The sequence below is a fragment of the Cellulomonas edaphi genome, assembly GCF_030362815.1.
Classification (GTDB): domain Bacteria; phylum Actinomycetota; class Actinomycetes; order Actinomycetales; family Cellulomonadaceae; genus Cellulomonas; species Cellulomonas edaphi.
Map to the genome: position 1 here is coordinate 772,621 of NZ_JAUCGR010000002.1, position 26,304 is coordinate 798,924.

A 26,304-nucleotide genomic window follows, 5' to 3' on the forward strand; every position below is an offset into this window, starting at 1 on the left:
GTTCGTCCCGTTTTCCCCGTGCCAGGCTGCCGCCATGACGTCACCGGGCCACCCGCGCGGACCGACGATCCACCACGTGGCGGGGACACGGAAGCCGACCCGCAACCGGCGCACGCCTGCGGACGCCGGTCACCCGCTCGCGCAGGCATGGCGGTGGCGCGTCTTCGGCCTCCTGCTGCCTGCCCAGCTGGTGGGGGTCGCGCTGTGGCGGCAGCCCGTGCTGGACCCGCTGACCGTGACCGCGTCGATCCTCGACAAGGCGCTGCTCGTCGCCAGCACCGTCGGCGCGCTCGCCGCCGTCGCGATGCTTCTCGTGCACAAGCAGAAGTGGGCCTTCCGGCTGGGCCAGCTGGCCGCGCTGGCCGCCGCGGCGACGAGCGTCTCGGTGCTGGCCGCCGGCGTGCGGCCGCCGCGCGACGCGCCGGTGCTCGTCCTGGCGGCTGCGGGCGCGGTCGGCGCGGGGGTCGGCGGCTACTGGCTGTGGACCCGCCAGCCCACCGGCGCCCGCGTCACGCCGTCCGCGCTCGTGGCCTCCACCGTCGCGGGCGCCCTGCTGCCGCTGCTGCAGCTGTGGTCGGCGACCTCCTTCGTCGTCGGGGCGCAGCACGTCGCCCTGTCCGCCACGAGCGACGTCTCCGTCCTCGCCGCCGACCCCGCCGGGCCCGGTGCCCTGGACCACGTTCGGGTCGCCACGACCTTCAGCAACGCGTCCGGTGTGCGCGCCCGCGTCATCGTCACCCAGACCCTCGTGTGCTGGTGGGCGCCGGGCGAGCTGGTCGAGTACGACCCGACCACCCTGCGCGACGAGCACCCCGACCGCTGCACGACGTGGCGGCCGCTGGAGAAGCTGAGCTGGGTGGACGGCGACGCGGACCTGTCCGACGTCCGCGTCGTCGACATCCCCGCCGACCACCCGCACGTGGTCCTGCAGGTGCGGACGGCCTACGCGCGCGGCGACCGGTTCACCGTGGACCCTGAGCCGACGCACCTGGACGCGCTGGACGCCTGCAGGGACGTCGAGCTCTACCGGATCCGGGAGGAGTCGCGGTTCCGGTCCGTCGCGCAGCAGGACAAGTTCCTGATGTACGCCGACGACGACGGCGACGGCGGGCTCAACTTCCACCTCACGTCCGCCGGCGAGATGTCCTGCCCCACCACCCAGCTCGGCCTGCAGGACTACTACGCCATCACCACGTCGCGCGTCATCACCGAGACCTGGCTCACCGCGCCGCCGACGCCCGGTTCCCCGTAGCGGTGGTCACTCGGCCTCCTCCGGCCGCTCCGCGATCGCCAGCTCGTCCGCGAGCGGGACGTAGCCGTCCACGTGGCGCTCCGCGGCACCGTCGTACTGCGACATCGGGCGGATGAGCGCGTTCGAGGCCGCCTGCTCCAGGATGTGGGCCGTCCATCCTGTGACGCGCGCCGCGACGAAGAGCGGCGTGAACGTCGCCGTGTCGAAACCGATGAGGTTGTACGCGGGCCCGGAGGGGTAGTCGAGGTTGGGGTAGATGCCTTTGCGGGCCACGAACTCGCTCTCGAGGGCCGAGTACAGCTCGAGCACGTCCGGCCGGTCGTAGTGCGCCACCAGGCTGTCGAGCGCCGTCTTCATGGTGGGCACCCGGGAGTCGCCGCGCTTGTACACGCGGTGACCGAAGCCCATGATCTTGCGCTTCTGAGCCAGTGCCGTGTCGAGCCAGGCCGGCACCTGCGACGCGTCGCCGATCTCGTCGAACACGCGCATGACGGCCTCGTTCGCGCCGCCGTGCAGCGGGCCCTTGAGCGCTCCGATCGCGGCGACGACCGCGGAGTAGAGGTCGCTCAGCGTCGAGGTGACCACGCGCGCCGTGAAGGTCGAGGCGTTGAACGAGTGCTCGGCGTACAGGATCATCGACCGGTTGAACGCGTCGACGACCACCGGGTCGGACTCCTCGCCGAACGTCATCCACAGGAAGTTGGCCGCGTAGTCCAGGTCGTCGCGCGCGGGAACCGGCTCCAGCCCGCGACGACGACGCTGGCCGTACGCGACGATCGCCGGCAGCGCCGCGAACAGCGTGAGGCTGCGTCGCAGGTTGTCCTCGACGCTGCCGCTCGCGTCCAGGACCGAGCCCGTCCCGGCCAGTTCCCGGGCACCGAGCAGGCTCACCGCCGTGCGCACGTCGTCCATCGGGTGCGCGTCGAGCGGGAGCATGTCCAGGAGCGTCCTGACGTCCGGGTCGAGTGCGCGCTGCGCGCGCTCCGCCGCGCGCTGCTCGTCGAGCTGCCCCGCGGCGGGAAGCTCGCCGTGCCACAGCAGGTACGCGACCGACTCGAACGGCTGCGTCGCGGCGAGCTCCTGCACCGGGTAGCCCCGGTACAGGAGCGTGTTCGTCTCCGGGTCCACCTTCGAGACGGCCGTGACGTCGGCGACCACGCCGGCGAGGCCCTTCTTGACGTCGCTCATGCCCCGCCCCTGTTGTTCGTCAGGTCGAACGTGTAGATGCCCGAGTCGAAGGCGGAGTAGCCCTCGTAGTCCAGGAGCTCGTAGAGCCGTGCACGCGTCTGCATCTCCGGGACCCGCGACGCCAGCGACCCCTCCGTCTGGATGGTCTCGAGCGCACGCTCGGCCGCGCCCATGGCGATCCGCAGCAGGGACACCGGGAAGATCACGATGTTCACGCCGACGTCCGCCAGCTGCCGGGTGGTGAACAGCTCGCTCCTGCCGAACTCGGTCATGTTGGCCAGGATCGGCACCTCGACGGCCGCTCGGATCGCCGCGAACTCCTCCAGCGAGGCCATGGCCTCGGGGAAGATCGCGTCGGCGCCCGCGTCCTGCAGCGCCTTGGCGCGGTCCACCGCGGCGGCCATGCCCTCGACGCCCCGGATGTCGGTGCGGGCCATGATGAGGAAGTTCGGGTCGCGGCGGCCCTGCACCGCGGCGCGGATGCGCTTGAGCGCGGTGGCCTCGTCGACCACCTCCTTGCCGTCGAGGTGCCCGCAGCGCTTGGGGTTCACCTGGTCCTCGAGGTGCATGCCCGAGATCCCGGCGTCCTCGAGCACCTGGACCGTGCGCGCGACGTTCATGGGCTCCCCGAACCCGGTGTCGGCGTCGATCAGGGTGGGCAGGTCCGTGACCCGCGCGATCTGCCCGCCGCGCTGCGCGACCTCGGTCAGCGTCGTGAGGCCGATGTCGGGCAGCCCGAGGTCCGCGGAGAGCACGGCGCCCGAGATGTAGACCCCCTCGAAGCCCTTCTCCTGGATGAGCGCCGCGCTGAGGGGGTTGAAGGCCCCGGGCATCCGGACGAGGTCGCCCGCGGCGAGACGCGCGCGGAAGTCGGCGCGCTTCGTGGCGGCCGGGACGGTCGAGTGCAGCATCACAGCAGTCCCTTCGGTGCGGCGGGCAGGCCGGACGCGACCACGTTGAGGTCGGCGACCTCGGCGGCGGACAACGACGGCAGCCGCTCCGCGAGCGCGAGGAACTCCTCGACGACGTCGCCCGGCAGCACGGGCGTGGCCAGCGTGCGGAACTTGCGGACGTAGTCGGGCCGCGTGAACGGCCGCGCGCCGAGCGGGTGGGCGTCGGCGACCGCGATCTCGTCCACGATGCGGGTGCCGTCCGTGAGCTCGATCTCGACGCGACCGCCGAAGGCCTTCTCGCTCAGGTCGTTCGAGTGGTAGCGCCGCGTCCACTCGGCGTCCTCGACCGTCGTCACCTTCTGCCAGAGCGCCACGGTGTCCGGCCGAGCGGCGCGTTCCGGCGTGTAGGACGCGACGTGGTCCCAGCTGCCGTCCTGGAGGGCCACCGCGAAGATGTACGGGATCGAGTGGTCGAGCGTCTCGCGGCTCGCGCCGGGGTCGTACTTCTGCGGGTCGTTCGCCCCCGAGCCGATGACGTGGTGCGTGTGGTGGCTGGTGACGAGCACGATGCTCGCCACCCGGGCCGGGTCGCGGACCTCGGGATGCCGCGTGCCGAGCGCCCTCGCCAGGTCGATCCAGGCCTGCGCCTGGTACTCGGCGGAGTGCTCCTTGGTGTAGGTGTCCAGGATCGCCCGCTTCGGCTCGCCCGCCTCGGGGAGGGGGACCTCGTAGCGGCCCTCGGGCCCGTCCAGCAGCCAGGCGATCACGCCGTCCTCGCCCTCCCAGATGGGAGACGGGCTGGTCTGCCCGCGCATGGCCCGGTCCACGGCCTCGATCGCCATCTTGCCGGCGAAGCCCGGCGCGGACGCCTTCCACGTGGAGATCTCGCCCTTGCGCGACTGCCGCGTGGCGGTGGTGGTGTGCAGCGCCTGGCCGATCGCCTGGTAGATCGTCTCGGGGTCGAGCCCGAGGAGGGTGCCGATGCCGGCCGCGGCGCTCGGGCCGAGGTGGGCGACGTGGTCGATCTTGTGCGCGTGCAAGGAGACGGCCTTGACCAGGTCGACCTGGATCTCGTAGCCGGTGGCGATCCCGCGCACCAGGGCCGCACCGTCGGCGCCCACGTGCTGCGCCACCGCGAGGATCGGCGGGATGTTGTCGCCCGGGTGGGAGTACTCGGCCGCGAGGAACGTGTCGTGGTAGTCCAGCTCGCGCACCGCCACGCCGTTCGCGTACGCCGCCCACTCCGGGCCGTACCGACCGGCGATCCCGAAGACGGTCGCGCCCGCTCCGCCCGACGCCGGCCCCACGGGATGAGCCTGCGCCTGCCCGCGGGCCGCGACGATCGGGGCGCGCCCGAGCGAGGCCACCGCCACCGCCGCGTTGTCGATGAACCGGTTCACGATCATGTCCGCGACGTCGGCGTCGACGGCCACGGGGTCGACCGCGACCTCGGCGATCTTCCAGGCGAGCTGCTGCTCGCGCGGGAGCGGCTCCGAGCTCTTGTACGTGCGCAGCGGATGGAGCTTCATCAGGCGGTGCCTTTCTGGGCCGGGGCGTGCGGAAGGCGGTCGACCCGGCCGAGACCCGGTGCCGAGCGACCTCCGCGTCGAGCGCGCTCACGTAGGCAGCCACGGCCTACCGCCTTATTGTGCACAGCCTCCCGGCGCGCGCGGCGCACCACGCGATCGCGCGACCTGGGCGTGGAGAGACGGGACGGGCTGCCCGGCGGCCGTCCTCGCGGCCGCCCGCACTCGAGTTCGGGTCGCTAGCATCGCGGGCATGCCCATCACGTTCGAGAACGTCGGCATCGCCGTGCGCGACCTCGACGCCGCGATCGCCTTCTTCACCGATCTCGGGCTCGCGGTCGTCGGCCGCGACACCGTGAGCGGCGAGTGGGCCGACACGGCCGTGGGGCTCGACGGCAACCACGCCCGCATCGCGGTCCTGCGCACGCCCGACGGACACGGTGAGCTCGAGCTGTTCGAGTACCTCCACCCGAAGGCGATCGAGACCGAGCCCACGCAGCCTCACGAGATCGGCATGCACCGCGTCGCCTTCTCGGTCGACGACCTCGACGAGGCGCTTGCGGTCGCTGCGCGGCACGGGTGCCATCCGCTGCGCGGGGTGGCGACGTACCGGGACGTCTACCGGCTGACGTACGTGCGCGGGCCGAGCGGCATCCTCGTCATGCTGGCCCAGGACCTGACGAAGGGCTGACGCGCCGGTCCGCGACTATCGCGCGAACGCCGCCCGCCGCAGCTCCCACTGCTCCCTGGTGATCTCGTACTTGTACCCGCCGAGCTCTGCCCCCTCGACGGCCAGCATGTCGTCGGGCGTCGGCAGCTCCTCGGTGACGGTCATACCCACCTTCTCCATCACGCGCTGCGAGCCGCGGTTGAGCGCCATCGTCGCGCCCCACACGACGCGCACGTCGAGCTCGTCGAACGCCTTCTCGAGCAGGGCGGACGCGACCTCGGTCGCGTAACCGCTGCCCCAGGCCGCCCGGCGCAGCCGGTAGCCGAGCTCGACCTCGTCCAGGGGCCCGTCCCGTTCCGGTCGCAGGCAGAACCAGCCCACGAAGGTCCCGGTCGCCGTCTCGTACGCCGCGAACAGCCCGAAGGAGCCGCCCCAGCGCTCGTAGGCGGCCAGCAGGCTCGGCAGGACGAGGTCGCGCACCACCTCGGGCGGCGTCGCCTCGCCCCCGGACAGGTAGCGCATCACCTCGGGGTCGCTGTCCAGCTCGATCAGAAGGTCGGCGTCGTCGGCCCCGAACGGGCGCAGCGTCACGCGTGCGGTCTGCAGGTACGTCGTCGTCACGGCGGCAGCATGCCAGACGCCGAACGGCGGACGTGACCTGATTACGCCTCCACGGCTCCTGTCAGTGCGCACCCCGCTCGCGGGCAGCCGCGACGGCCTGCACCACCCCGGCGGACCACGGCTCGCCGTGCCCGGGCAGCAGCGTCGTCGCCCCGGTGTCCGTCAGAGCGTCGAGGGAGGCGAGCGCCTGCGCGCTGTCGGCGGTCGCCGCACCGGCGACGATCTGCGGCCCTCGCAGGCCGGTGTACGGGTCGAGCGTCACGAGCGCGTCGCCGCTGAGCACGACGTCGCGCTCGGGCAGGTGCAGCGCGCAGTGGCCGAAGGTGTGGCCCGGCGTGAAGACGACCCGCGGCGAGCCGGCGACGGCCACGGTCTCCCCCGTGGGCAGGTCCAGGAGGCCCCGCACGCCCGGGACGCGCCACGCCCCGGCGCGGGCCATCGCCGCGAGGATGGGCAGCGCCCGAGGGTGCCGCACGGGGTAGGCCGCGCGCGGTCGCTCGTGCGCGTAGCGGTACGGGTGCGCCGCCAGGTAGTGCTCGCGGGGGTGGGCCCACACCGGCACGCCGAGCTGCCGCTGCGCCCGGGCTGCGAAGCCGGTGTGGTCGAAATGGGCATGCGTGAGGACGAGCCCCTGGACCGAGCCAGGACGCATCCCGATCTCGCGCAGCGACCGACCGACCACGTCCCACGTCTCCGGATGGCCCGCGTCGACGATCAGGACGTCCGAGCCCTCCACCACCAGGTACAGGTTGACGTGGGCGTGCTCGATGCGGAACACCCGATCGGCGACCTCGCTGACTGCGCTCCGTCCCATGGACGGCACCTCTTCTCCTGCCGGGCTCCCCGCGCGGCTCGAGGTACGTCCCACGGTAGGTCGCGGGGCGCCCGCTGCAAGTCGACGGCGGCCGCCAGCCTCGGCGTGCGCGGCTCGAGACCCCGGCTGATACTCGGCCGATGACTTCTGCCACCGCGACCGACGAGCAGCCCACGCGGCTGGCGCGCACCGTCACCGGCCCGCTCCTGTTCCTCTTCATCCTCGGCGACGTCCTGGGTGCCGGCGTCTATGCGCTCGTCGGCGAGCTGTCGGCAGAAGCCGGCGGCATGATCTGGGTCCCGCTGGTGGTCGCGCTCGGCATGGCCCTGCTCACCGCGGCCTCCTACGCCGAGCTGGTGACGAAGTACCCGCGAGCCGGCGGGTCGGCCGTCTACGCGCAGCGCGCGTTCGGCAGGCCGGTGGTCTCCTTCCTCGTCGGGTTCTGCATGCTCGCTGCGGGCGTGACGTCGGCCGCCGGGCTCGCGCTGGCCTTCTCGGGCGACTACCTCGGCGAGTTCCTGGACGTCCCGGCCGTCCCGACGGCGCTGGTGTTCCTGCTCCTGGTCGCGGCCCTCAACGCGCGCGGGATCAAGGAGTCGCTGCGCGCCAACGTCGGCATGACGGCCATCGAGCTGAGCGGGCTGCTGCTGGTCGTCGTGCTGGGTGCGGTGGTGCTGGGCCGCGGCGACGGCGACCTCACCCGGCTGACGCAGCTCCCGGAGGGCACCGCGCTCGCGACGGCGACGCTCGGCGGCGCGCTGATCGCGTTCTACTCGTTCGTCGGGTTCGAGACCTCGGCCAACCTCGCGGAGGAGGTCCGCGACGTGCGCCGCGTCTACCCGCGCGCCCTGTTCGGGGCGCTGCTGACCGCGGGCGTCGTCTACCTGCTGATTGGCCTGGTGGCACCGGCCGTCGTCGCGCTCCCGGAGCTGCAGTCGTCGAGCGGGCCGCTGCTGGAGGTCGTCGACGCGGCCGGCGGCGTCCCGCTGAAGCTGTTCGCGTTCGTCGCCCTCGTCGCCGTCGCCAACGGCGCGCTGCTGACCATGATCATGGCCAGCCGGCTCGCGTACGGCATGGCTGAGGAGGGCCTGCTCCCCGGCGTCTTCGCGCGCGTGCTGCCCAACCGGCGTACGCCCGTCGTCGCCATCGTGGTCACGACGGTCGTCGCGATGGTCCTGACCACCACCGGCTCGCTCGTCGACCTCGCGTCCACGGTGGTGCTCCTGCTCCTGTTCGTGTTCCTCAGCACCAACGTGGCGGTCCTCGTGCTGCGCCGCGACCGCGTGGAGCACTCGCACTTCAAGGCGTGGACCTGGGTGCCCGTGCTCGCTGCGGCGACGTGCGTGGGCCTGCTGACCCAGCAGGAGCTCAAGCACTGGCTGCTCGCGGGCGCCCTGCTGGCGGTCGGCCTGCTGCTCTACCTGCTGGCCCGCCGATCCACCCGCACCGCCCACCCTGTCGACGCCTGAGCGGCAGCCGCGGCGTCAGCCGATCAGCGGGCGCCCCTCCGGGCGCCGGTAGAGCCGCTGCCTCTGCCGCAGCACCAGCGCCGAGGCGAAGGTCACCGGTCCGAGGCGACCGGCGAACATGAGCACCACGAGGACGAGCTGCTGCCAGGGCTCCAGATCGGCGGTGATGCCCGTGGTCAGGCCGACCGTCGCGAACGCGGAGACGTTCTCGTACAGGATCTGGTCGAGCGAGAACGGGCTCGTCATCGCGATGACCAGCGTCGAGGCGACGACGGCCGCGACGCTGAGCAGCGCGACCGAGAGCGCCTGGCGGATCGTCGCCGGCGACAGCCGGCGGTCGAACAGCTCGGCGTCCGGGTCGCCGCGCAGCTCCGCGACGATGACCAGCAGCAGCACGGCGAAGGTGCCGACCTTGATGCCGCCGGCGGTGCCGGCGCTCCCGCCGCCGATAAACATGAGCATGTCCACGCCCAGCAGCGTGCCCGTGTTCATCTCGCCCGGGTTGACGCTGTTGAAGCCTGCGGTGCGCGGCATGACGGCTTGGAAGAAGCCGGCCAGCGTCCGCCCGGCCGGGTCCAGCGCGCCGAGGGTGCCCGGGTTGCTCCACTCGGCGACCGTCACGAACACGGTCCCGCCGACGATCAGCACGGCCGTCATGAGCAGCGTGAGGCGCGTGTGGATGCTCCAGCGCGAGGGCCGGCGGTGCTGCTTGACGAGCTCGAGGATGACCGGGAACCCGATGCCGCCGAGGATCACCGCGAGCGCGATCGGCAGGCAGATCCACGGGTCGGTGGCGAAGCTGATCAGGTTGTCGCTGAACAGCGCGAACCCGGCGTTGTTGAACGCCGAGACCGCGTGGAAGACCCCCAGCCACAGGCTGTGGGACCAGCTGTTGTCGTAGCCGATCGCGAATCGCAGGGTGAGGATCGCGGCGGTGACCGCCTCGACCGTGAGGCTGACGACGGCGACGCCGCGCAGCACGGCACGCACGTCCCCCAGTGCCCCGCTCCGCGTCTCCCGGGCCGCCAGCACGCGCGAGCCGAGCCTGAGCCGGCGCGAGATCAGCAGACCGAGCAGCGACGCCAGGGTCATGACCCCGAAGCCCCCCACCTGGACGAGCAGGAGGATGACGACCTGACCGAACGGCGACCAGTACGTGGGCGTGTCCACGATGGTCAGGCCCGTCACGCACAGGGCCGAGGTCGCCGTGAACAGGGCGTCGAGAGCGGACGCACCGCCCGGACCCGAGCGGGACGCCGGCAGCATGAGCAGGAGCGTGCCGACGCCCACCCCGGCGGCGAAGCCCGCCACGATGACCTGCAGCGGTCGCACCGCGCCGCGCCGGAACCCACGGACGCCCCGCTGCGCCGCGCGGCGCGGCAGAGTCCTCAAGGTGCGACTGGCCATGGCGGTCCACCTCAGGCGTAGGACGCGGGCCGGTGACCCGCGGAGCCGACACCAGCGCCAGCACCAGGTCAGAGCGTACGAAACGGATGCCTCGGACGCCCGCACCGGCCCGCCGGTGCGGGCGACCCGCGGTGCGATCGTGGACGAGGCGTCCTGGTCCCGCCAGGGGCGGGCGCAGCCGCACGGGCGTAGTGTCGTGAGGGCGGCGCGGCGCGGCGAACGGGTTGAGCTCCAGCCGGAACTTCCGCCGGTGGCCGTGCGCGGCGAGGAGGACCCGTGCCCCTGCAGGACGTATCTGTTGTCGGCCACTACCTCTACCGCTACGGCGATGACTCCTGGTGGTGGTCCGACGGCATGCGAGCGGCATATGGCGGCGAGCTCTCCGAGGACGCCGAACTGGACCAGATGATGCGCCACGTCCACGAGGACGAGCGCACTGGCCTGCTCGAGGCGATGGCGCGCTGCACCCGTGACGGGACCCCGTTCGGCCTGACGCACCGCGCCGTCGATGTGAACGGGAACGACCGCTCCCTCATGCTCACCGGCGACCGGGGGCGCAACAGCGCAGGTCGAGAGATCCGCGGAATGGCCCTCGACCTGGAGCCGGCGGTCGACGCTGCCGTGCGGTACGCCGCGTCGCTGGAGCTCAGCACGGCGCTCGCGTCCCACGCGGTCATCGACCAGGCGAAGGGCGTCTTCATGCTGCTCTACGGCGTGGACGAGGATGGTGCGTTCGACCTGCTGCGCTGGAGCTCGATGCGCGTCAACGTCAAGCTCCTCACGATCGCCCACCGGATCCTGGTGCTCGCCCGGAACCTGCCCGGCATGGCGGCACGCGACCGGGACCACTTCGCCTCGCTGATCGGGTCCCCGCCGGACGCGCTCCCTGCCCCGCGCCGTACGTCCGGCCGCGCCCGCGTCAGCATCAGCGTGCTCGACGGATATGTCCCCGCCGTCGCCGTGCGCGGCAGGGCGGACCTTCGAGCCGCCAAGGAGGTGTCGGATGCCGCCCGTGAGGTGTGGCCGCACGCCGCCGCGAGCCGCGCGTTGCGCATCGACCTCGAGCACGCGACCCGGATCGGGCCGACCATGGTCGAGATCCTGGGCGCGCTGGGCCGTCACGCCGCACGGGACGGGGTCGCCGTGAGCGTGCAGCAGCCCGCCGACCGTGCTGGCGAGCCGCGCCGTGCGCCTGGCACGACGGAGGCGGACGGCATCTCAACGAGGAGCGCGGGGGCCCGGGAGCAGCTTCGACATCGACGGCCGAGGTGACCGCGATGGAGTCGCGCCCGGACGACTCGGCTGCGGTACGGACGTTGCGCTTCGACGGCGGCTGGTTCACGGTGGTGGGACGGCGCCTCGCCGGCGAGGTGACGACGGATCCCTGGCACGCCATCGCGCGCGGGCGTCGTACGGCCCAGCGGCTCGGCAGGCCGCACGTCATCGACCTCCCGGGCGAGACCGTCGTCGAGGACCCGGACCAGCTCGAGGCCGGTCCGGAGCCGCCGTGGGGCACTCCCGCGGGCGATCCCCACGCAGGCGAACGCGTGCGTTCCGCGGGCGAGCGGGCCGCACGAGCGCGGGCGCGACTGGCCGAGCTGCGGTCCGCGTCACCCACGGACCTCTCGACGGTCGACGCCGCGCTCGCCTCGGCGCGCGAGGCCCAGCGCCAGGCTGCCGCGGCGGGCGCCCGCTCCGCGGCGACGTACGAGCACTCCGCGCTCGCTCACGAGGCGGCCGCCGATGTGCACGAGCGGCTCGCCGCGTTCGGTGCCGAGCCCGCCCGGCACCGCGCGCGGGCGGACGAGCACGGCGAGCCGCCGAGGCGGACTGGCGGTTGAGCCGGTCGCGCCTCGACGGCAAGCGCCACGAGCGACCGGGAGGCGGACGACGAACGGCGAGGAGCTGACCAGTCCCTCGCAGCGGGCCGCGGGAGGCGACCCAGTGCGGGACGAGCGGTCGACGGAGTACAGGAGACCGAGCACCGCGATGGACTGCTCGAGTGGCGCACGGCCGTCGAGCATCCCGGGCAGCTGGCTGTTGACCGTCTGCGCGGCGCGCTGGGCCACCTCGGCGGACAGGTCGACGACCACCCCGTCCACGTCGTGCGCGTCGTCCCCCGTCGGTGCCACGGGTAGCCCGGCGATCATGACGACGCGGTTCGCCCCGACCAGATTCCTGACCGAGTGGACCTGCGCGAACGGCCGCCCCTGCGACGAGCACGCCTCCACGGCCGTCGTCAGGGCGTCCCGCTCGTCCGCCCGCACGTGCCTCATCAGGGCGTCGAGGGTGGGAGGCACGTCCCCCGGGGACATGCCCATGACGTGGTAGAGCTCGTCCGACCACCACGGGCGTGCCGCTCCCGCGGGCAGGTAGAACTGGGCTGTTGCCGTCGACTCCATAGGCGCCCCGACGTCGGTGGCGGCAGTCGCCCGCTGCTGGAGCGACGCATCGATACCCACCGATCGTAGGCACGCGCGCCCCTGTGGGCACCCCGGACGGCAGCCCCCGCGACGGCGACGGGTCAGGCGGGTCCCTGGTCCGGGCGCTCGCCCGCGACTATCGTGAGAACGGGTCGAGCTCGGGCCGACTCACCGTCCGCATAGGTGGTGTGCCATGACCGACCGCCCTCAGGTGCTCGTCCGCATCTCGCCGGCGGGCACCGGCGAGATCCACATCGTCGGCGCGCTGGAGCCCGACTGCCTGCCGGACTTCATGGCCGTCGTCCGGCGCGCGCAGGAGCTCGTCGGCACGCTGATCGTCGACGTGACGGACGCGGAGGTCTCCCCCATCGCGCTCGTGCTGCTGCGCGAGCTGGCGCACGGCGACGTCCGCGATTGCGGGCCGTTCGCGGTGCGGGCCGGGTCGAGCGACCGTCGGCAGGGGCTCGCGCTGTCGTCGTGAGAGCACGGCGAATCCGCCCTCCGTCGGTTCTCGGATACTGGACGGATTTGGTCCGCGATTGGACATTCCCGCCGTCGTCTCACAGGCTGAACGCGTGATCAGTCGCGAGGCCCGCATGGTGGGACGCCAGGGCCGAATGCCCGGCGCCGGCCAGGCCTGCGCCGCACCGCGCCGCTCCTGTCGCCGCGAGGCCTGAACCCGGCCTCCTGCCACGCGCGACTCACCGCGCCCAGCAGATCTCGCCCATGCCGCGCGACCGCGGCATCCCCCTCGGCACCGATGCCGCCCCGATGTGTCCCGCGGGCTCGGCGTCGCCGTCTCGCATGTCCACCTGAAGGAGTACGCCATGTTCCGCACCCGTAGGACGACCCGACGCCTGACTGGCGCCCTCGTCGCCGGCACGCTCGCGCTCGCGCTCGCCGCGTGCTCGTCGAGCGACGGCGATGCCGCGAAGGGGTCGGAGGCCAACCCGGTCCAGATCGGCGTCGTCGGCGCGAGCGGCGACCAGTGGAAGGTCTTCACGCAGCTCGCGGAGAAGCAGGACATCCACGTCAAGCTCGTCGACTTCACCGACTACCAGCAGCCGAACCCGGCGACCACGTCCGGCGAGCTGGACCTCAACCAGTTCCAGCACATCCTGTTCCTCGCGGACTACGACAAGAACGCGGGCGCCGACTTGGTGCCGATCGGCTCGACCGCGATCTACCCGCTCGCCCTGTACTCCAAGAAGTACACGTCGCTCGACGAGATCCCGGCCGGGGCCCAGATCGCCATCCCCAACGACGGGACCAACCAGGCCCGCGCCCTCGGGGTCCTCGCCAGCGCGAAGCTCATCACGCTCAAGGCGGGCACGCCGTCGCTCTCGGCCGCGCCCGCGGACGTCGACACGAGCGCGTCGAAGGTCAAGGTCGTCCCGGTCGCAGCTGACCAGACCGGCCGGTCGCTCGACGACTCGTCGGTCGCCGGCGCGGTCATCAACAACGACTACGTCGCCGACATCGGCCTCGACCCGACCAAGACGCTGGCCCAGGACGACCCGTCGAGCGACGCCGCGCGCCCGTACATCAACATCTGGGCGACGCGGGCGAAGGACAAGGACAACGCGACCTACGTCAAGCTCGTCAAGATCGCGCAGGAGGCCGAGGTCGAGGACGCGCTCAAGAAGAACTCCGGGGGCACCGCCGTCATCGTCCACGAGACCCCGGCGAAGCTGCAGACGTACCTCACGGACGTCCAGGACCAGCTCGCGGCGAACGGCTGACGCGGGTGAGGCGGACGAGGGAGCGGGCAGCGTGACGGTCGAGCCGATCATCACGTTCCGTGGCGTGACGAAGATCTTCGCCACCGGCAAGGACCAGCTGCGCGCCGTGGACGACGTCGACCTCGACGTCCGGCGCGGCGAGATCTTCGGGGTCGTCGGGTACTCGGGCGCCGGCAAGTCCACCCTCGTCCGCCTCATCAACATGCTCGAGCGCGTCGACGCCGGCACGATCGACGTCGACGGGCGCCGGGTCACCGATCTCGACGAACGTGGCCTGCGGGCCCTCCGCGCCGACATCGGCATGATCTTCCAGCAGTTCAACCTGTTCGGCGGCCGGACGGTCGCGCGCAACGTCGAGTACCCGCTGCGCCTGGCCAAGGTCCCCAAGGCGCAGCGGCGCGCGCGCGTCGCCGAGCTGCTCGAGTTCGTCGGGCTGTCCGACAAGGCCCGCCGCTACCCCGCTCAGCTGTCCGGCGGCCAGAAGCAGCGCGTGGGGATCGCCCGCGCGCTGGCGACCTCGCCGAACATCCTCCTGGCCGACGAGGCGACGAGCGCACTCGACCCCGAGACCACGCGCGACGTGCTCAACCTGCTGCGCCGGATCAACCGCGAGCTCGGCGTGACCATCGTGCTCATCACGCACGAGATGAGCGTCGTGCAGTACGTCTGCCACCGGGTGGCGGTCATGGAGCGCGGCAAGGTCGTCGAGCACGGCGACGTGTACACGGTCTTCGCGAACCCGCGCGAGACCGCCACGCGACGCTTCATCCAGACCGCACTCAACTACCGCCCCTCCCCCGAGATCGTCGCCCGCGTGCGCGAGCGCCACCCCGGCCGGCTCGTCGTCGCCTCGCTCGCCGACACCGGCGCGGGGCTCGACGTCAGCGCCCTGACCTCGGGCCTGGATGCGTCGGCATCGGTGGTGTTCGGCGGCGTGACCCAGGTGGCCGACCGCCCGTTCGGCAGCCTGACCCTCGAGGTCGCCGGGGCACCAGCCGACGTCGACGAGGTCGTGGCGCGCCTGGGGCGGGTCGCCGGAGCCGTCGTCGACCTGGGCACGGCCGCGAACCCGCTGCCCGACGTGCGCTGGGTGGAACCGCGCGACTCCGAGGACGAGGTGGCGACGCGGTGAGACCCCTGACGAACGACTGGGACTGGGCGTACCACGGTCCCCTCCTCTGGACCGCCATCGGGCAGACGCTGCAGATGGTGCTCGTTACGCTGGTGATCGGCGGGCTCCTGGGCCTGGGCTACGGGCTCGCGCTGTATGCGACGCGACGCGGCGGGCTGTACGCCGCGGGCGGCGTCTACGCCGTGCTCAGCTTCGTGGTGAACCTCATCCGCCCGATCCCGTTCATCATCTTCATCACGGCCGCGCGCCCGCTGACGATCGCGGTGACGGGGACGTCGCTGGGTGTCCGCGCCGCGATCTTCCCGATGGTCATCGTGACGATCATGGCGACCGCACGGCTCGTCGAGCAGAACCTCGTCGCGGCGGACCCGGGCGTCATCGAGGCGGCGCGCGCCATGGGCGCGTCACGGTTCAACGCCCTCATCCACGTTCTCGTCCCCGAGGCGCTGGGGCCGCTGATCCTCGGCTACGCGTTCCTGTTCGTCGGCGTGCTCGACATGTCGGCGATGGCCGGCGCGATCGGCGCCGGCGGCCTCGGCTACTTCGCGATCTCCTACGGCTACGACCGCTACAACGACGTCGTCACCTGGGTTGCCGTGGGCGTCATCATCGTCATGGTCCAGATCGCCCAGCACCTGGGCAACACCCTCGCGCGTCGCGTCCTGCACCGCTGACGCCCGGGGTGCCGGGACTTCGGGGCGGCTCACGACTGCGCTGTGTGCGCCGTGACGGCGTCCGCGAGGCGAGCCCGCAGGAAGGCGGCCGCCCGCGCCAGGGCCGCGTCCGCGTCGTCGAGCACGCCGAACGCGTTGTGGAACACGTGCGGGACGCCGGCCACCACCTCGAGCGTCACGTCGACGTCGGCCTCGGCAGCGGCCGCGGCCAGGCGCAGGGCGTCGCCCACGAGCAGCTCGCGCGAGCCCACCTGGACGAGCAGCGGCGGGAGGCCCGCGAGGTCGGCGAGCGCCGGGCTGGCCCACGGCTGCGCCGGGTCTGCGCCCGCGAGGTACCGCTCGGTGTACCACTCCAGCGCGCGACGGTCGAAGAGCGGGTCACGCCCGGCCTTGCTCTCGATGGTGCCGCTGGTGAGCGTGAGGTCCACCCAGGGCGAGAAGACGGCGGCTCCCGCCGGGACCGGCAGCCCGGCGTCGCGCGCGGCGAGCAGGAGCGCCGCCACGACCCCGCCCCCGGCCGAGTCGCCCGCGAGCACGACCGCCGACGGCGGGGTGCCGTCGTCGAGGAGGCCGCGGTACGCGGCCAGCGCGTCCTGCACCGGTGCGGGGAAAGGGTGCTCGGGCGCGAGCCGGTAGTCCACCGACGCGGCACTCACGCCGATTCGGCGGGCGAGCTCGGCGGCGAGGTGCGCGTGCGTGCGGGCCGAGCCGACCACGTACCCGCCGCCGTGGAAGTAGAGCAGCACGCCGTCCCCGGTCGCGCCGGCCTGCTCGAGACGGAGCGTCGCCACCCCTCCGAGGATGCCTTGCCTCGTGATGACGCCGGGCGCGTACGGGACGGTGAATGCCTGCGCGAAGTCCCGACGGTGCTCCGCCGCGGTCTGCGAGGTGTCGAACGGGTTCGCGCGGAGGGCGGCGTCGAGCGCGTCGCGCTGCTGCTGGGTCATGGTGGCTCCTCGGCTGTGTGACGATGGATCGTTACATCACCGTGAACTAGATTCCTATCAATCTAATTCCCAGGAAGGCGCCATGGCCGACCGCACCGCACTCTTCATCGACCTCGTCCGGGTCGAGACGCGCCTGTACAACCTCGTCGAGGCGCGGGTCCGCGACCGGCACCCGGGAGTGAGCCTCGGCCAGCTCCAGATCCTCCGGCTCATCGCCGACGTGCCCGGGTGCAGGGTCTCCGACATCGTGGCCGACATCGACATCACGGTCGGTGCCGCGAGCAAGGCGGTCGACCGGCTGGAGGCCGCGGGCTACTGCCGGCGTGAGGCGCACCCGAGCGACCGGCGCTCGTCGGTGCTGGTGCTCACGGAGCAGGGCGAGCGTGAGCTCGCGGACGCGTGGCCGGCGGTGGGGGCGGCCGTCGGCGGGCTCCTGGCGGGTGCGGTGCCGCCTGCCGACCTCGACCATGCAGCCCGCACGCTCGCGCAGCTGCGCGGCGCGCTGGAGCGGGCGGCGGCCCAAGGGTCGAGAGCCTGAGGCCCCATGGCAGTCGCTCCTGGACCGGATCGCGCCGGACCCGATCGGTCAGACCGATGCGGGCTCGCGCACGCGCCGGCGCTCGGGCACCGGCAGCCCGAGGTTGTCCCGCAGCGTGCTGCCCTCGTAGTCGGCGCGCAGCGAGCCGCGCTCCTGCAGCAGGGGCACCACCTTGTCGACGAACTCGTCGAGCCCCGTCGGCACGAGGTGCGAGCCGATGATGAAGCCGTCCGACCCACCGCCCTGCACGAAGTCGTCGAGCTGGCCCGCCACGCGCTCGGGCGTGCCGACGAACTCGGTGCGCGTGAACTGGTCGACGACCACCTCGCGCGCCGTCAGCTTCTTCTCGGCCTGCACGGCACGCAGGCGGCCGGCCCACGCCTGCAGGTCGGACTCGAGCCGCGCGCGGCCCTCGATGAACGGCGGCGCGTCGACCGCGGGCTCGAACGTCGGCAGCGGACCGTCAGGGTCGAAGTCCGACAGGTCGACGTTCCACACCGTCTCCAGCAGCACGCGCGCGCTCTGCGGCGAGACCTGCTGGTCGCGCACCCAGCGCGCCTTGTCCTGGGCCTCCTGGTCGGTGTCGCCCAGCACGAAGGCGCCCCCGGGGAGCAGCTTCACGTCGTCCGGCTGCCGACCGGCGGCCACCGCGCGTCGCCGGATGTCGGTGTAGTACGCCTGCGCCTCGGGCAGGTGGGTGAACGGCGAGAAGATCGCGTCCGAGCTCGCGGCCGCGAAGTCCCGCCCCTGCTCGGAGACGCCCGCCTGCAGGATCACGGGCTGACCCTGCGGCGAGCGCGGCACCGTGAACCGCCCGCGCACGTCGAACTGCGGACCGGTGTGCTCGAACGCGCCGACGTCCCCGGAGCGCACGAACTGCCCGCTGGCCTTGTCCGCGAGGACCTCGCCCTCGGCCCACGAGTCCCACAGCTCACGGACCAGGGCCAGCGACTCGGCCGCACGCTCGTAGCGCTGCGAGCGCGGCAGGAAGCCGCCGCGACGGAAGTTCTGCCCCGTGAAGGCGTCGAAGGACGTGACGATGTTCCACGCCGCCCGCCCGCCGGAGAGGTGGTCGAGCGAGGCGAACTGGCGGGCCAGCTCGTAGGGCTCGTTGAAGGTGGCGTTGATGGTGCCGGCCAGGCCGAGGTGCTCCGTCACGGCGGCCAGCGACGCGAGCACCGTGAACGTGTCGGGGCGGCCGATGATGTCCTGGTCGAAGATCTTGCCGCCGCGCTCGCGCAGCGCGAGCCCCTCGGCCAGGAAGAAGAAGTCGAACTTGCCGCGCTCGGCCGTCTTCGCGGTGTGCTCGAAGCTCGAGAACTCGATCTGGCTGCCCGACTCCGGCAGGCCCCAGAGCGTCTGGTTGTTGACGCCGCCCAGGTAGGCGCCGAGGATGATCTGCTTCTTGCGTGTCATGTCGTCTGTCCTCGTCTCAGCGTGCGGTGGCGTAGCGGTTGGGGACGTCGGTCGGCAGGCCCAGCGAGCCACGCAGCGAGTCGGCGTCGTAGGCGGTGCGCGTCAGACCGCGCCGCTGGAGCTCGGGCGCGAGGCCCTGGGCGATGAGCGCCAGGTCGTCGGGCAGGACCGCGGGCCGCAGCCGCACGCCCGCGTAGCCCAGCTCGTGCCACGCGGCGATCTGGTCGGCGATCACGCCTGCACTCCCCGCGACGATCGCGGCGTCGGTGAACCACGGCTCCCCCGCCACCGCGTCCAGCCGTGCCTTCCGGTCCGCGCCGGACTCGTGCGGCGTGTCGAGCACGACCGCGAGGTCGGCCCAGACCTGCAGGGGCAGCCCGGTCCGCCCGACGCGGTCCTCCGCGTCGCGCACCTCGCGCAAGATCCCCTCCGCGCTCGCGTCGTCGTGGGGCGTCACGAACACGACATCCGCGGACCGGGCGGCCAGCTCGTACGGCACGCGCGCGTGCGCCAGCACCGTGACGACCGGCTGCCCCTGGGGCGGGCGGGGCGTGATCGAGGGACCGCGCACGGAGAAGTGCTTGCCCTCGAAGTCGATGTAGTGCAGCTTGTCCCGGTCGATGAACCGGTCGGTCGCGACGTCGCGGATCTCGGCGTCGTCCTCCCAGCTGTCCCACAGCCGCCGCACGACCTCCACCGCGTCCGCGGCCTCGTCGAACGCCTCCTCGATGATCGGGGCGATCGCCGGGTCCTCGATGTCGAAGGGCGGCACGAGCTCGGGGAGCTCGCGCCGGCCGAACAGCTCGGCCTGCGACTTTCCGGCCGAGACGCGCACCTGCCAGCCCGCCCGGCCGTGGCTCGTGTAGTCCAGCGTCGCGAGCGCCTTCGACACGTGGAACGGCTCGGTGTGCGTGACGGTGACGACCGGGACGAGGCCGATGCCCTCGGTCACCGGCGCTAGCCGTGCCGCGACCAGCTCGGCGTCGAGGCGGCCGCGGACCTGGTCGGTCCGCTCGTCGGGCCCCTCGAACCGGCTCGACTGCAGAGCGAGCGTGTCCTCGATGGTCACCAGGTCGGCGACGGCCTCCTGCGCCGAGACCACGAGGTCGCGCCAGTAGCCGGCCGTGAACAGCGCGTCCGGGCGCGCGTTCGGCTCGCGCCATGCGGCGGGGTGCCAACCCGCGCCGTCCAGGGCGATGCCGAGGTGAAGCTGGGGAATGCCGGGCATGGAACATCCTTTCGGGGGCACGACAGAGCCCCGCCTCGCACTTGCCGAACGCGGTCCGCCCGGCCAGGTCTGCACCTGGAGGCACCCACCGTGCGGAGGGTTGCCGACCGGCGAGCCAGGGCCCTCGCGCCGGTCTCGTGACCTTGGCCGTGAAGGTAGCGGCAGGCTTCTCGTGCGCAAGGGCCCGCTCCGGTCGTCTCGATCTGCGGGACGGTCGGGAGACCTGACGGTGCGGCCGGGCGCCGGACGGGCGCGATGGCGTCGAGCCGAACCACCACGGGTCGCGGGGTCGCGCGCGGCCGCGCTGCCGTTCGACACCTTCGGGCCTGTGCGGCAAGCGGCCGGGACGCGACGTGCGCCCTCTGGGACGCGACGAGGCGGACGTGATGAAGGGCTGGTCCCTGGCCATGAAAGACTCGAGGCCACGTCCGGCTCCTGCTTCCAGGATCCCGACGTGGCCTCTGACCTGCGAAAATGGTGGAGCTGAGGGGACTCGAACCCCTGACCCCCTGAATCACGCTTCCCGAATTGCTGTCTCGAAGAGCCTGGATCGGGCTCGTGCATTTTCCACAAGTCTCGAGTGAACGCCGAGATCAGCGCCCTGCTCAGCATCGATCGTATCGCTCAAACTCGACGGTGCTCGACGCACCGAGATCTCGCTCGCGACGACTTTATGGCCACTTCTTGGCCATCAGCAGCGATCCTGGAGCGGACCTGCCGCGAGGACATCGTGAACGAGCCCGACGTCAGCACAGCGGGCACAGACGCCGGTGAGGCTGAGCACCCGGCGCCCAGCGGAGTGCGAGTCGTACCCGACGCGGTGCGAGCCAGGTCGCAACGGCCGTACGTAGTTCCTCCCGGTTCTCCCATGCCGGGCTTGCGGTAGGCGGCGAATAGATGGTTCTCGACCGTGCGGAGCCACCGCCGTCCAGGGCGCGCCGCTGTCGGACTACAGATCGGGTTGTGCGGCCATTCGCGACACCCTCGCCGGCGGAACCGTGCGGCGGCTACACGACGACGAAGAGGAGATTGAAGAAGGCGGCGGTCATCAGCAAGGCCCATGACCAGAGTCGCCTCTCGACGGAGCGCCACGCGGCATATTCAGCTGCACTCTCATTGAGTAGGCCTTTGAGGTCGGAACGCCGGGCGTATCGCGCCCTCAGGTGCCACCAAGCAATTTCGTGACGAAGTTGCTCGACAGCTTGGTGGGCTCTGAAGCTCTCCGTCTCCTGCCGCGCCAAATCACCGCTCGCCGCGACCGCCTGCATCGCAGTGCCGATGAGTGCCATCGCAGCGATCAAGAAACTCCACATCACCGGGCATCGTCATGGACCTGTTGGGCCGTTAGTACTCTCGCAGTGACGTCGCACACAGGCTTTCGGCCATGGCGTGCCCGCTCGTCCCGTCGACCCTGCACGTACGAGGCGGGGTCCACGACGCGAGCAGCTTCGAGGGTGTCTCGCCCCGGTTCAGTGGAGGCTGGCAACAAACGTTCCGGCGTTTGCCGCAGCGGTGTTCTGACGGTGCTTTGTGGCCACATTCTGGCCAGCCGAACGCACCCAAGTCCGGCTCGGCAGGTCCGGCTCACGGACGCGTTTCCGGCCCTGGCAAGCAGGCTGGTCGACGCGACCCACACGAGTAGCGTCGTCGGTTCGCTGGCGCACAGCCGTCTGCGGCACAGCCCCGGTCAAACTGGGGCTTCACTCGGGTTCCTCGACTGCTGGCCTCTCGTCGCCGTATACCGCGACGTCAAGCGCGATCCGTGGGATTCAGCTCGCACCTTGCCAAGTGGTGACTACAGAGTCGATGTGAGCGGGCAGGTTGTCGAGCCGCGCTTCGTCGCTCCAGGTCTGGATGAACTTGGGGTCGTTGCTCTTCGGAGGATCGGCGATGTCGCGGATGCGGACCGCGACGGGCACGCCCGTGCTTACGCCGGTGACGAGTGCGTGTTGCTGTGCCAGGCCGGGGAGTTGGTCCAGGAGAGCTCGGGAGCTGAGGGCTGTCGCGTGTCGCAGCAGGTTCTGATCCGCTTCGTGAGTCAGCCGGTGAGCGATCACGGTTCCGCATTGCGCGACGACTGTTTCACTCAGTTCGCTCGGGCGTTGGCTCGCCAGCAGCAGAGACAGCCCAAACTTGCGGCCCTCCTTGGCGACGCGTTCGAACACGGCAGTTGACCGGCTGCCCGTGGTGCTCGGATCGCGGCGGGAGGGAATGAACCGGTGTGCTTCCTCTAGCACGAGCAGCATCGGGTGCTCGGCGCGAGGATCGCTGCGTACCGCGAACTCAAAAATTATCCGTCCCAGCAGTGACGTGACGTTCTCCAAGACGTCGCTGGCAACCAGGCTCAGGTCGAAGATCGTCACGGACGGGCCGTCCCCGTGCAGCATCGTCTGCATTGAGTACGTCTCGGCGGCGGGCCAGTCGGAGTCCCCCTCGCCCCTGGTCGGGTCGACGCCCATCAGGAGTCGCAGGTAGCTGCCGAGAGGGTCCGCGTGCTCCTCGACTCGAGTCATGAAGTCGTAGCGGCCATCTGCCAGCAGCCGGCTCAGGCGCATCTGCAGCGTCGCGACGTAGCTAGCCACCTTGTAGTCGTGTGCCTGCTCGATCTTCACGCGGTTCGGCAGGAAGAAGTCGCACAGCTGCTGCAGGTCGTAGAACACAGGTGCATCGAAGTCGGGAGCAATCTCGGCGCTGCCGATCCCGAGAGCGCCGAACGCTTGGGAGATCAGCGACCGCATCTGCACGAAGAGCTCGCTGATGACGGTCTTCTGTGCGGCAGTTAGCAGTGACCAAGCCGTGCCTGTGCTCAGGGCTGCGTCGGTGCGAGCTTGGTCGATCAGCGTGAGCATGGCGGCCCACTGGTCCTGGCAAGGGCCGACGAGACGCGCCCGGTCGGATGCGACCTCGCGCATCGCGCCGAGCTGCCTGTCGGTCGGGCTTTCCGAGTTCTTGCCGTCGCCGTAGAGCTGCTCGACGACGGACATCGCGGACTGGATCGCCTGGAGCCTGGTCACGTCGGGCTGCGTGGATGCGGAGACCGCGCGGGCATCAGCGATGGAGCGCTGAAGGACGGGCGCCTGGACGCCTTCGCTCGCGCGGAACAGCGCGAGGCTCTCCTCGTTGTTCATGAACCAGTGCGGCAGGAACAGTCCCTCGCGCGCTCCCAGGTGCGGGCCGAGGACGACCGTGCGGGTCGCTTCGCCGCGCGCGGTGCCGGGCGCGAATGCCTGGGCGTACTCGCCGTTGATGTCGAAGATGACGATGTGCCCGTTGGGGATGGGCCGGTCGAGGAGTCCGTCGAGGATCCCGATGACGGTGCACGACTTGCCTGAACCGGTCGACCCCACGACGGCGCAGTGGTGCCCCAGCAGGAGGTTCGCGTCCAGGTAGACGTCCTGCTCGGCGGCAACCGCGGACGTGCCGATCCGAAGGGACGGCACGTCCCGGGGCAAGAAGATGCTCTTGACCTCACGGGGTGTTGCCGAGCGCACGGGTGCGTGCAGCGGCGGGTACCCGGTCAGGCCCGACCTGAACGTCTCGCCTTCGAACCGGCCGACGACCGCGGCTTCCAGCTCGTATGCGGACTGATCATCCTCACTGACGAAAGCGCCCCGGCCAGGACGCTCGACCTGCCGGCTGATGTACACCCCGGTCACGATCGCGACCACACGATGGGCACCGGCGGGCACGGTCACATAGGAATTCACGACGCCGACGGTGTGCAGGCCGTCAGGTCCGACCTTGGTGAAGCCCTTCGCCCCCACGTCCAGCGCGACCCGCAGCGTCGTGCTCTGCACCGAGGTGACGCGACCGATCACACCGACGTCGCTCATCGCGCCTCGACCGAGGGTGTCACCGGCGATGTCGGTTTGATCACGGCCTCGAGTGACTGGATCAGATCCGTGATCACCGACGGTCGTGTCATCCCGCTGCTGGCCGCCGGGTCGGGCAGCAGCTCGGCGAAGTTCGTGAACGTGCCGACCGGCCCAGTCAGCACAGCGATGCGCGAGTCGGCGGCCAGCGCGAGCGCGCTGATCGCCGTGCTCTTGGTTGCGACACCTGCGTCGCGCAGCTGCTTGCCGACGAGGTCCTGCGGCTCTGGCAGGGCCTCCGCTCGCTCATCGTCGATCACGGCCCGTGGGTCAACGACCAGGATGTTCAACGCCGGGTTGAGCGCCAGGCTCCGCAGCAGGATCCGGTTGATGTGCGGATCGGCGAAGCCGTACCCGATCGAGATGACGGCCGTGTCGTCCTGCTGGACAGCGTCGCCCAGAAGCCGCATCAGGTCCGAGTAGGGGTAGGCCAGAGTGTCGCCTTCCTTGGCCGTGGTCGGGTAGATGAGGACCCGGTCGGCGTCCTCTGGTGTCTCGTCCGTGACCTGACGCACTTCCAGCGACTCGACACCCGTGACAGCGTCCCTCGCGTTCGTCGCCCGCCAGTTCAAGCTTCCGTGGATTTTGTGCAGGTACAGGGCGCTGTCCGCCCGGGCGAGGACCTGCTGCGATGTCGTACCGACGCGGTGGTAGTCCAACCCGTAGTAGGCGAGATTGAGCCTGCGCTCAACGGTCCCGCTGAAGCCGTCGATGTACGGAGTGCCTATCTGGTCGAGTGCTCGTTCGATCACCAGGTCGTAATTCGTGGTGAAGAAGCGCGGACGCGGCAGGTTCGCTCTGCGACTGCCGACGATCCGCGACAGGAACGTCCGGTGAGCACGCAACGGATCGTCCCGGAATCCCTCGCTGATCCGGTCCGGGTCACCGGGCAGGCGGCACGCGTTCGCAAACGCGGTCCCGATCTTCGCTCGGAGCTGTTCGAGCTCCTCGACCGAGAACGAGACCAGGCCTCCCAGGCTCACCTCGGTCTGCCCGGTGTGCGCGGCAAGCGCGGTCGCAGCCTGGAGCCCGTCCAGGAGACGTTCCAGATCACCGCTCTCGCCAGGATTTAAGGCTCTCAGAACCTCAAGATCAGTTGAGGTGAGCGTCGCCCCCGACGTCTCGATGAGCTGCTGGAGTGCCGACGTGGTCAGTTCACGGGACTTCGGTGACCCCAGATGGAACGACGCACCCGACCCCACCAGGATTACCAAGTTGTGGACCTGGAGCACCGACGAGAGATGGTCGATCACGAGCTGGCGATCGCTTGTCCTGAGGCAGGACTTGATCACCCCTCCAACGACGAACATGCCCCACGAATCGTCGTCCCCAACCTCGGTGGCCATGGCGCCCACCTTGGCACAACACGCGCCACGCCCACCGCGAACGGCGGGGCTCGCCGTCGATCAGGAAACGAATCGACCCGCGCGGCCACGCGCGCGCAGGTCGCCGAAGGGGCTTGCGGCACTCGGCACTCCCCCGCGCCGTAGCCGGCGCGGTCGACGAGTCATTCCTGTCGGCGCGCCCTCGCGCGGTGCTGGTGTCGACTGCGGTCACTCGGCACACGCGGCCGTCGAGAGCGCGGTATCGTCCGCCGAGATCGACGAGAAGGACGTCGCCGAACGTTCGGATGGGTGTGCGGGGCCGGCCGCGGGTCACGTTCTCTCGCACGTGGTGTCGCTCGCCGTCGGCGGCCTCCACGTCGGCGATCAAGGCCTCGACCTCGCTCATCCGGAACAGGATTTGGCGACGACGGGCGAAGGGGTCGTCAGGATCGGTCCGACATCCACCGTCGGAGTTTCGAGAAGCACCTCGCGCTCTGCGGCTTAAGCACGGCGCGCGTCATGCTGAGTTGGCCAACACTACGGGCGTGACATGGCCCAACTCACCAACGACCAATGGCACAAACACGTCGCGCTACGTCGGGGCTCCTGGAAGAGGCGCGCGCGGTGAATAGAGGAACGGCCACCGAATACCGCTTCGCGCCTATTGACGAATTATGTCATTACGCGCCTTGCTGGCCCCGCGTGCCCGATCGCTCAGCCGCGTTTCGCGCACGAGCGTGACGGCTCGGAGACTCGATCGATTGACCGCGTGGCCGCCTAGGCGGATATCGCCCCGCGGCGTAGCGGTTCGGCATTCTATTTGTCGCGTCCCCATCCTGATAATGCGCCCTTTGCAAAAAGACGCAGGTTTGTCACGAGTGATCTCTGCAAGACTTGGTCGCCAAACCTGGTCTGCAATGCGAGTACGGGAGAGAACCGCCCGACCGGCTTAGGGCGTTGTTCAAGGTATGCGCGCACGATCTCCACGCAGAGATCGACCGCCTCGGTCAACTCAGGCTGGGGAGCAGCGTCGGTGACGTGGACAAACGCAAAGTCATTCGGCACGCGGACTCGAACCCACATATTTCCAGGGGTGGATATCTCGGCCCATTCGTTCGGATTGTCCCGCCGGGCGACCCGAACGAAACCGTATCCGCTCCGCTCCCC

At 71.0% G+C, this 26,304-nt stretch carries 22 protein-coding genes and 1 riboswitch; of the genes, 10 read left to right on the forward strand and 12 right to left on the reverse strand.

Going from position 1 to position 26,304, the window contains the following annotated elements:
- Positions 1-76: 76 nt before the first annotated feature.
- A complete protein-coding gene (locus QRT05_RS09810; RefSeq protein WP_289447006.1) occupies positions 77-1,252 on the forward strand; it encodes a hypothetical protein in 1,176 nt (391 codons plus the stop codon).
- A 6-nt stretch (positions 1,253-1,258) separates the two neighbouring features.
- On the opposite strand, the gene QRT05_RS09815 is transcribed toward QRT05_RS09810, so the two are convergent.
- From QRT05_RS09815 to QRT05_RS09825, 3 genes are read right to left on the reverse strand one after another with little or no spacing between them, the layout of a single operon-like run.
- Positions 1,259-2,440: a bifunctional 2-methylcitrate synthase/citrate synthase gene (locus QRT05_RS09815; RefSeq protein ID WP_289447007.1), complete on the reverse strand. Its 1,182-nt coding sequence runs from the start codon at positions 2,438-2,440 to the stop codon at positions 1,259-1,261.
- Positions 2,437-3,351 (reverse strand): methylisocitrate lyase, encoded by a 915-nt coding sequence (prpB, locus tag QRT05_RS09820; RefSeq protein ID WP_289447009.1) that lies wholly within the window; start codon positions 3,349-3,351, stop codon positions 2,437-2,439. Before prpB ends, QRT05_RS09815 begins: the two co-directional genes overlap by 4 nt.
- Positions 3,351-4,862, reverse strand: a complete 1,512-nt coding sequence (locus tag QRT05_RS09825; protein ID WP_407650328.1) for an MmgE/PrpD family protein — start codon at positions 4,860-4,862, stop codon at positions 3,351-3,353. The genes prpB and QRT05_RS09825 overlap by 1 nt, the downstream gene beginning before the upstream one ends.
- Before the next feature lie 250 nt (positions 4,863-5,112).
- On the opposite strand from QRT05_RS09825, the gene QRT05_RS09830 reads away from it, so the two are divergent.
- The gene (locus QRT05_RS09830) at positions 5,113-5,550 is read left to right on the forward strand and encodes a VOC family protein (protein WP_289447010.1); all 438 of its coding nucleotides are present in this window, start codon (positions 5,113-5,115) and stop codon (positions 5,548-5,550) included.
- Positions 5,551-5,565: 15 nt separating this feature from the next.
- Here QRT05_RS09830 and QRT05_RS09835 read toward each other — a convergent pair whose 3' ends face one another.
- Positions 5,566-6,150 (reverse strand): GNAT family N-acetyltransferase, encoded by a 585-nt coding sequence (locus tag QRT05_RS09835; RefSeq protein WP_289447011.1) that lies wholly within the window; start codon positions 6,148-6,150, stop codon positions 5,566-5,568.
- A 61-nt stretch (positions 6,151-6,211) separates the two neighbouring features.
- Positions 6,212-6,964: an MBL fold metallo-hydrolase gene (locus QRT05_RS09840; protein WP_289447013.1), complete on the reverse strand. Its 753-nt coding sequence runs from the start codon at positions 6,962-6,964 to the stop codon at positions 6,212-6,214.
- A gap of 140 nt (positions 6,965-7,104) precedes the next feature.
- On the opposite strand from QRT05_RS09840, the gene QRT05_RS09845 reads away from it, so the two are divergent.
- Entirely contained in the window at positions 7,105-8,433 is a 1,329-nt protein-coding gene (locus tag QRT05_RS09845; RefSeq protein WP_289447015.1) for an APC family permease, read from the forward strand.
- Positions 8,434-8,448: 15 nt separating this feature from the next.
- Here the strand turns inward: QRT05_RS09845 and QRT05_RS09850 are convergent, their stop codons facing one another.
- Positions 8,449-9,840, reverse strand: a complete 1,392-nt coding sequence (locus QRT05_RS09850) for a TrkH family potassium uptake protein (protein ID WP_289447017.1) — start codon at positions 9,838-9,840, stop codon at positions 8,449-8,451.
- Positions 9,841-10,116: 276 nt separating this feature from the next.
- On the opposite strand from QRT05_RS09850, the gene QRT05_RS09855 reads away from it, so the two are divergent.
- The 6 genes from QRT05_RS09855 to QRT05_RS09880 all read left to right on the forward strand — a co-directional run bounded on the left by QRT05_RS09855 (position 10,117) and on the right by QRT05_RS09880 (position 15,811).
- A complete protein-coding gene (locus QRT05_RS09855) occupies positions 10,117-11,112 on the forward strand; it encodes an ANTAR domain-containing protein (protein ID WP_289447018.1) in 996 nt (331 codons plus the stop codon).
- Positions 11,113-11,117: 5 nt separating this feature from the next.
- On the forward strand, positions 11,118-11,681 hold the full coding sequence (locus QRT05_RS09860) for a hypothetical protein (RefSeq protein WP_289447020.1): 564 nt from the start codon (positions 11,118-11,120) through the stop codon (positions 11,679-11,681).
- A gap of 775 nt (positions 11,682-12,456) precedes the next feature.
- A complete protein-coding gene (locus QRT05_RS09865; RefSeq protein ID WP_289447022.1) occupies positions 12,457-12,744 on the forward strand; it encodes a hypothetical protein in 288 nt (95 codons plus the stop codon).
- Positions 12,745-13,090: 346 nt separating this feature from the next.
- Positions 13,091-14,005, forward strand: coding sequence for a MetQ/NlpA family ABC transporter substrate-binding protein (locus tag QRT05_RS09870; RefSeq protein WP_289447023.1), 915 nt, complete (start codon positions 13,091-13,093; stop codon positions 14,003-14,005).
- 31 nt (positions 14,006-14,036) lie between these two features.
- Positions 14,037-15,137 (forward strand): methionine ABC transporter ATP-binding protein, encoded by a 1,101-nt coding sequence (locus QRT05_RS09875; RefSeq protein WP_289447025.1) that lies wholly within the window; start codon positions 14,037-14,039, stop codon positions 15,135-15,137.
- A 5-nt stretch (positions 15,138-15,142) separates the two neighbouring features.
- Entirely contained in the window at positions 15,143-15,811 is a 669-nt protein-coding gene (locus QRT05_RS09880) for a methionine ABC transporter permease (protein ID WP_407650334.1), read from the forward strand.
- Positions 15,812-15,840: 29 nt separating this feature from the next.
- Here the strand turns inward: QRT05_RS09880 and QRT05_RS09885 are convergent, their stop codons facing one another.
- Positions 15,841-16,758, reverse strand: coding sequence for an alpha/beta hydrolase (locus QRT05_RS09885; protein ID WP_289447027.1), 918 nt, complete (start codon positions 16,756-16,758; stop codon positions 15,841-15,843).
- 82 nt (positions 16,759-16,840) lie between these two features.
- Here QRT05_RS09885 and QRT05_RS09890 point away from each other — a divergent pair, with 82 nt between their 5' ends.
- Positions 16,841-17,296, forward strand: a complete 456-nt coding sequence (locus tag QRT05_RS09890; protein WP_289447029.1) for a MarR family winged helix-turn-helix transcriptional regulator — start codon at positions 16,841-16,843, stop codon at positions 17,294-17,296.
- Between the two features lie 48 nt (positions 17,297-17,344).
- On the opposite strand, the gene QRT05_RS09895 is transcribed toward QRT05_RS09890, so the two are convergent.
- From QRT05_RS09895 to QRT05_RS09915, 5 genes are all read right to left on the reverse strand, one after another.
- Positions 17,345-18,712 (reverse strand): NtaA/DmoA family FMN-dependent monooxygenase, encoded by a 1,368-nt coding sequence (locus tag QRT05_RS09895; protein ID WP_289447030.1) that lies wholly within the window; start codon positions 18,710-18,712, stop codon positions 17,345-17,347.
- A 16-nt stretch (positions 18,713-18,728) separates the two neighbouring features.
- Positions 18,729-19,940, reverse strand: coding sequence for an LLM class flavin-dependent oxidoreductase (locus QRT05_RS09900; protein ID WP_289447032.1), 1,212 nt, complete (start codon positions 19,938-19,940; stop codon positions 18,729-18,731).
- A 32-nt stretch (positions 19,941-19,972) separates the two neighbouring features.
- A riboswitch (SAM riboswitch) is annotated at positions 19,973-20,083 on the reverse strand.
- Between the two features lie 864 nt (positions 20,084-20,947).
- Entirely contained in the window at positions 20,948-21,253 is a 306-nt protein-coding gene (locus QRT05_RS09905; RefSeq protein ID WP_289447035.1) for a hypothetical protein, read from the reverse strand.
- Positions 21,254-21,709: 456 nt separating this feature from the next.
- Positions 21,710-23,773 carry an ATP-binding protein gene (locus QRT05_RS09910; protein ID WP_289447036.1) on the reverse strand — a complete coding sequence of 688 codons (2,064 nt, stop codon included), beginning with the start codon at positions 23,771-23,773 and terminating at the stop codon, positions 21,710-21,712.
- On the reverse strand, positions 23,770-25,158 hold the full coding sequence (locus QRT05_RS09915) for an SIR2 family protein (RefSeq protein WP_289447038.1): 1,389 nt from the start codon (positions 25,156-25,158) through the stop codon (positions 23,770-23,772). Before QRT05_RS09915 ends, QRT05_RS09910 begins: the two co-directional genes overlap by 4 nt.
- Positions 25,159-26,304: the final 1,146 nt, after the last annotated feature.

Excerpts from the sequence above, each read along its gene's own strand:
- QRT05_RS09815 (WP_289447007.1), bottom strand. The coding sequence starts at position 2,440 with ATGAGCGACGTCAAGAAGGGCCTCGCCGGCGTGGTCGCCGACGTCACG.
- prpB (WP_289447009.1), bottom strand. The coding sequence starts at position 3,351 with ATGCTGCACTCGACCGTCCCGGCCGCCACGAAGCGCGCCGACTTCCGC.
- QRT05_RS09825 (WP_407650328.1), bottom strand. The coding sequence starts at position 4,862 with ATGAAGCTCCATCCGCTGCGCACGTACAAGAGCTCGGAGCCGCTCCCG.
- QRT05_RS09830 (WP_289447010.1), top strand. The coding sequence starts at position 5,113 with ATGCCCATCACGTTCGAGAACGTCGGCATCGCCGTGCGCGACCTCGAC.
- QRT05_RS09840 (WP_289447013.1), bottom strand. The coding sequence starts at position 6,964 with ATGGGACGGAGCGCAGTCAGCGAGGTCGCCGATCGGGTGTTCCGCATC.
- QRT05_RS09845 (WP_289447015.1), top strand. The coding sequence starts at position 7,105 with ATGACTTCTGCCACCGCGACCGACGAGCAGCCCACGCGGCTGGCGCGC.
- QRT05_RS09850 (WP_289447017.1), bottom strand. The coding sequence starts at position 9,840 with ATGGCCAGTCGCACCTTGAGGACTCTGCCGCGCCGCGCGGCGCAGCGG.
- QRT05_RS09860 (WP_289447020.1), top strand. The coding sequence starts at position 11,118 with ATGGAGTCGCGCCCGGACGACTCGGCTGCGGTACGGACGTTGCGCTTC.
- QRT05_RS09865 (WP_289447022.1), top strand. The coding sequence starts at position 12,457 with ATGACCGACCGCCCTCAGGTGCTCGTCCGCATCTCGCCGGCGGGCACC.
- QRT05_RS09870 (WP_289447023.1), top strand. The coding sequence starts at position 13,091 with ATGTTCCGCACCCGTAGGACGACCCGACGCCTGACTGGCGCCCTCGTC.
- QRT05_RS09885 (WP_289447027.1), bottom strand. The coding sequence starts at position 16,758 with ATGACCCAGCAGCAGCGCGACGCGCTCGACGCCGCCCTCCGCGCGAAC.
- QRT05_RS09890 (WP_289447029.1), top strand. The coding sequence starts at position 16,841 with ATGGCCGACCGCACCGCACTCTTCATCGACCTCGTCCGGGTCGAGACG.
- QRT05_RS09895 (WP_289447030.1), bottom strand. The coding sequence starts at position 18,712 with ATGACACGCAAGAAGCAGATCATCCTCGGCGCCTACCTGGGCGGCGTC.
- QRT05_RS09900 (WP_289447032.1), bottom strand. The coding sequence starts at position 19,940 with ATGCCCGGCATTCCCCAGCTTCACCTCGGCATCGCCCTGGACGGCGCG.
- QRT05_RS09905 (WP_289447035.1), bottom strand. The coding sequence starts at position 21,253 with ATGTGGAGTTTCTTGATCGCTGCGATGGCACTCATCGGCACTGCGATG.
- QRT05_RS09910 (WP_289447036.1), bottom strand. The coding sequence starts at position 23,773 with ATGAGCGACGTCGGTGTGATCGGTCGCGTCACCTCGGTGCAGAGCACG.
- QRT05_RS09915 (WP_289447038.1), bottom strand. The coding sequence starts at position 25,158 with ATGGCCACCGAGGTTGGGGACGACGATTCGTGGGGCATGTTCGTCGTT.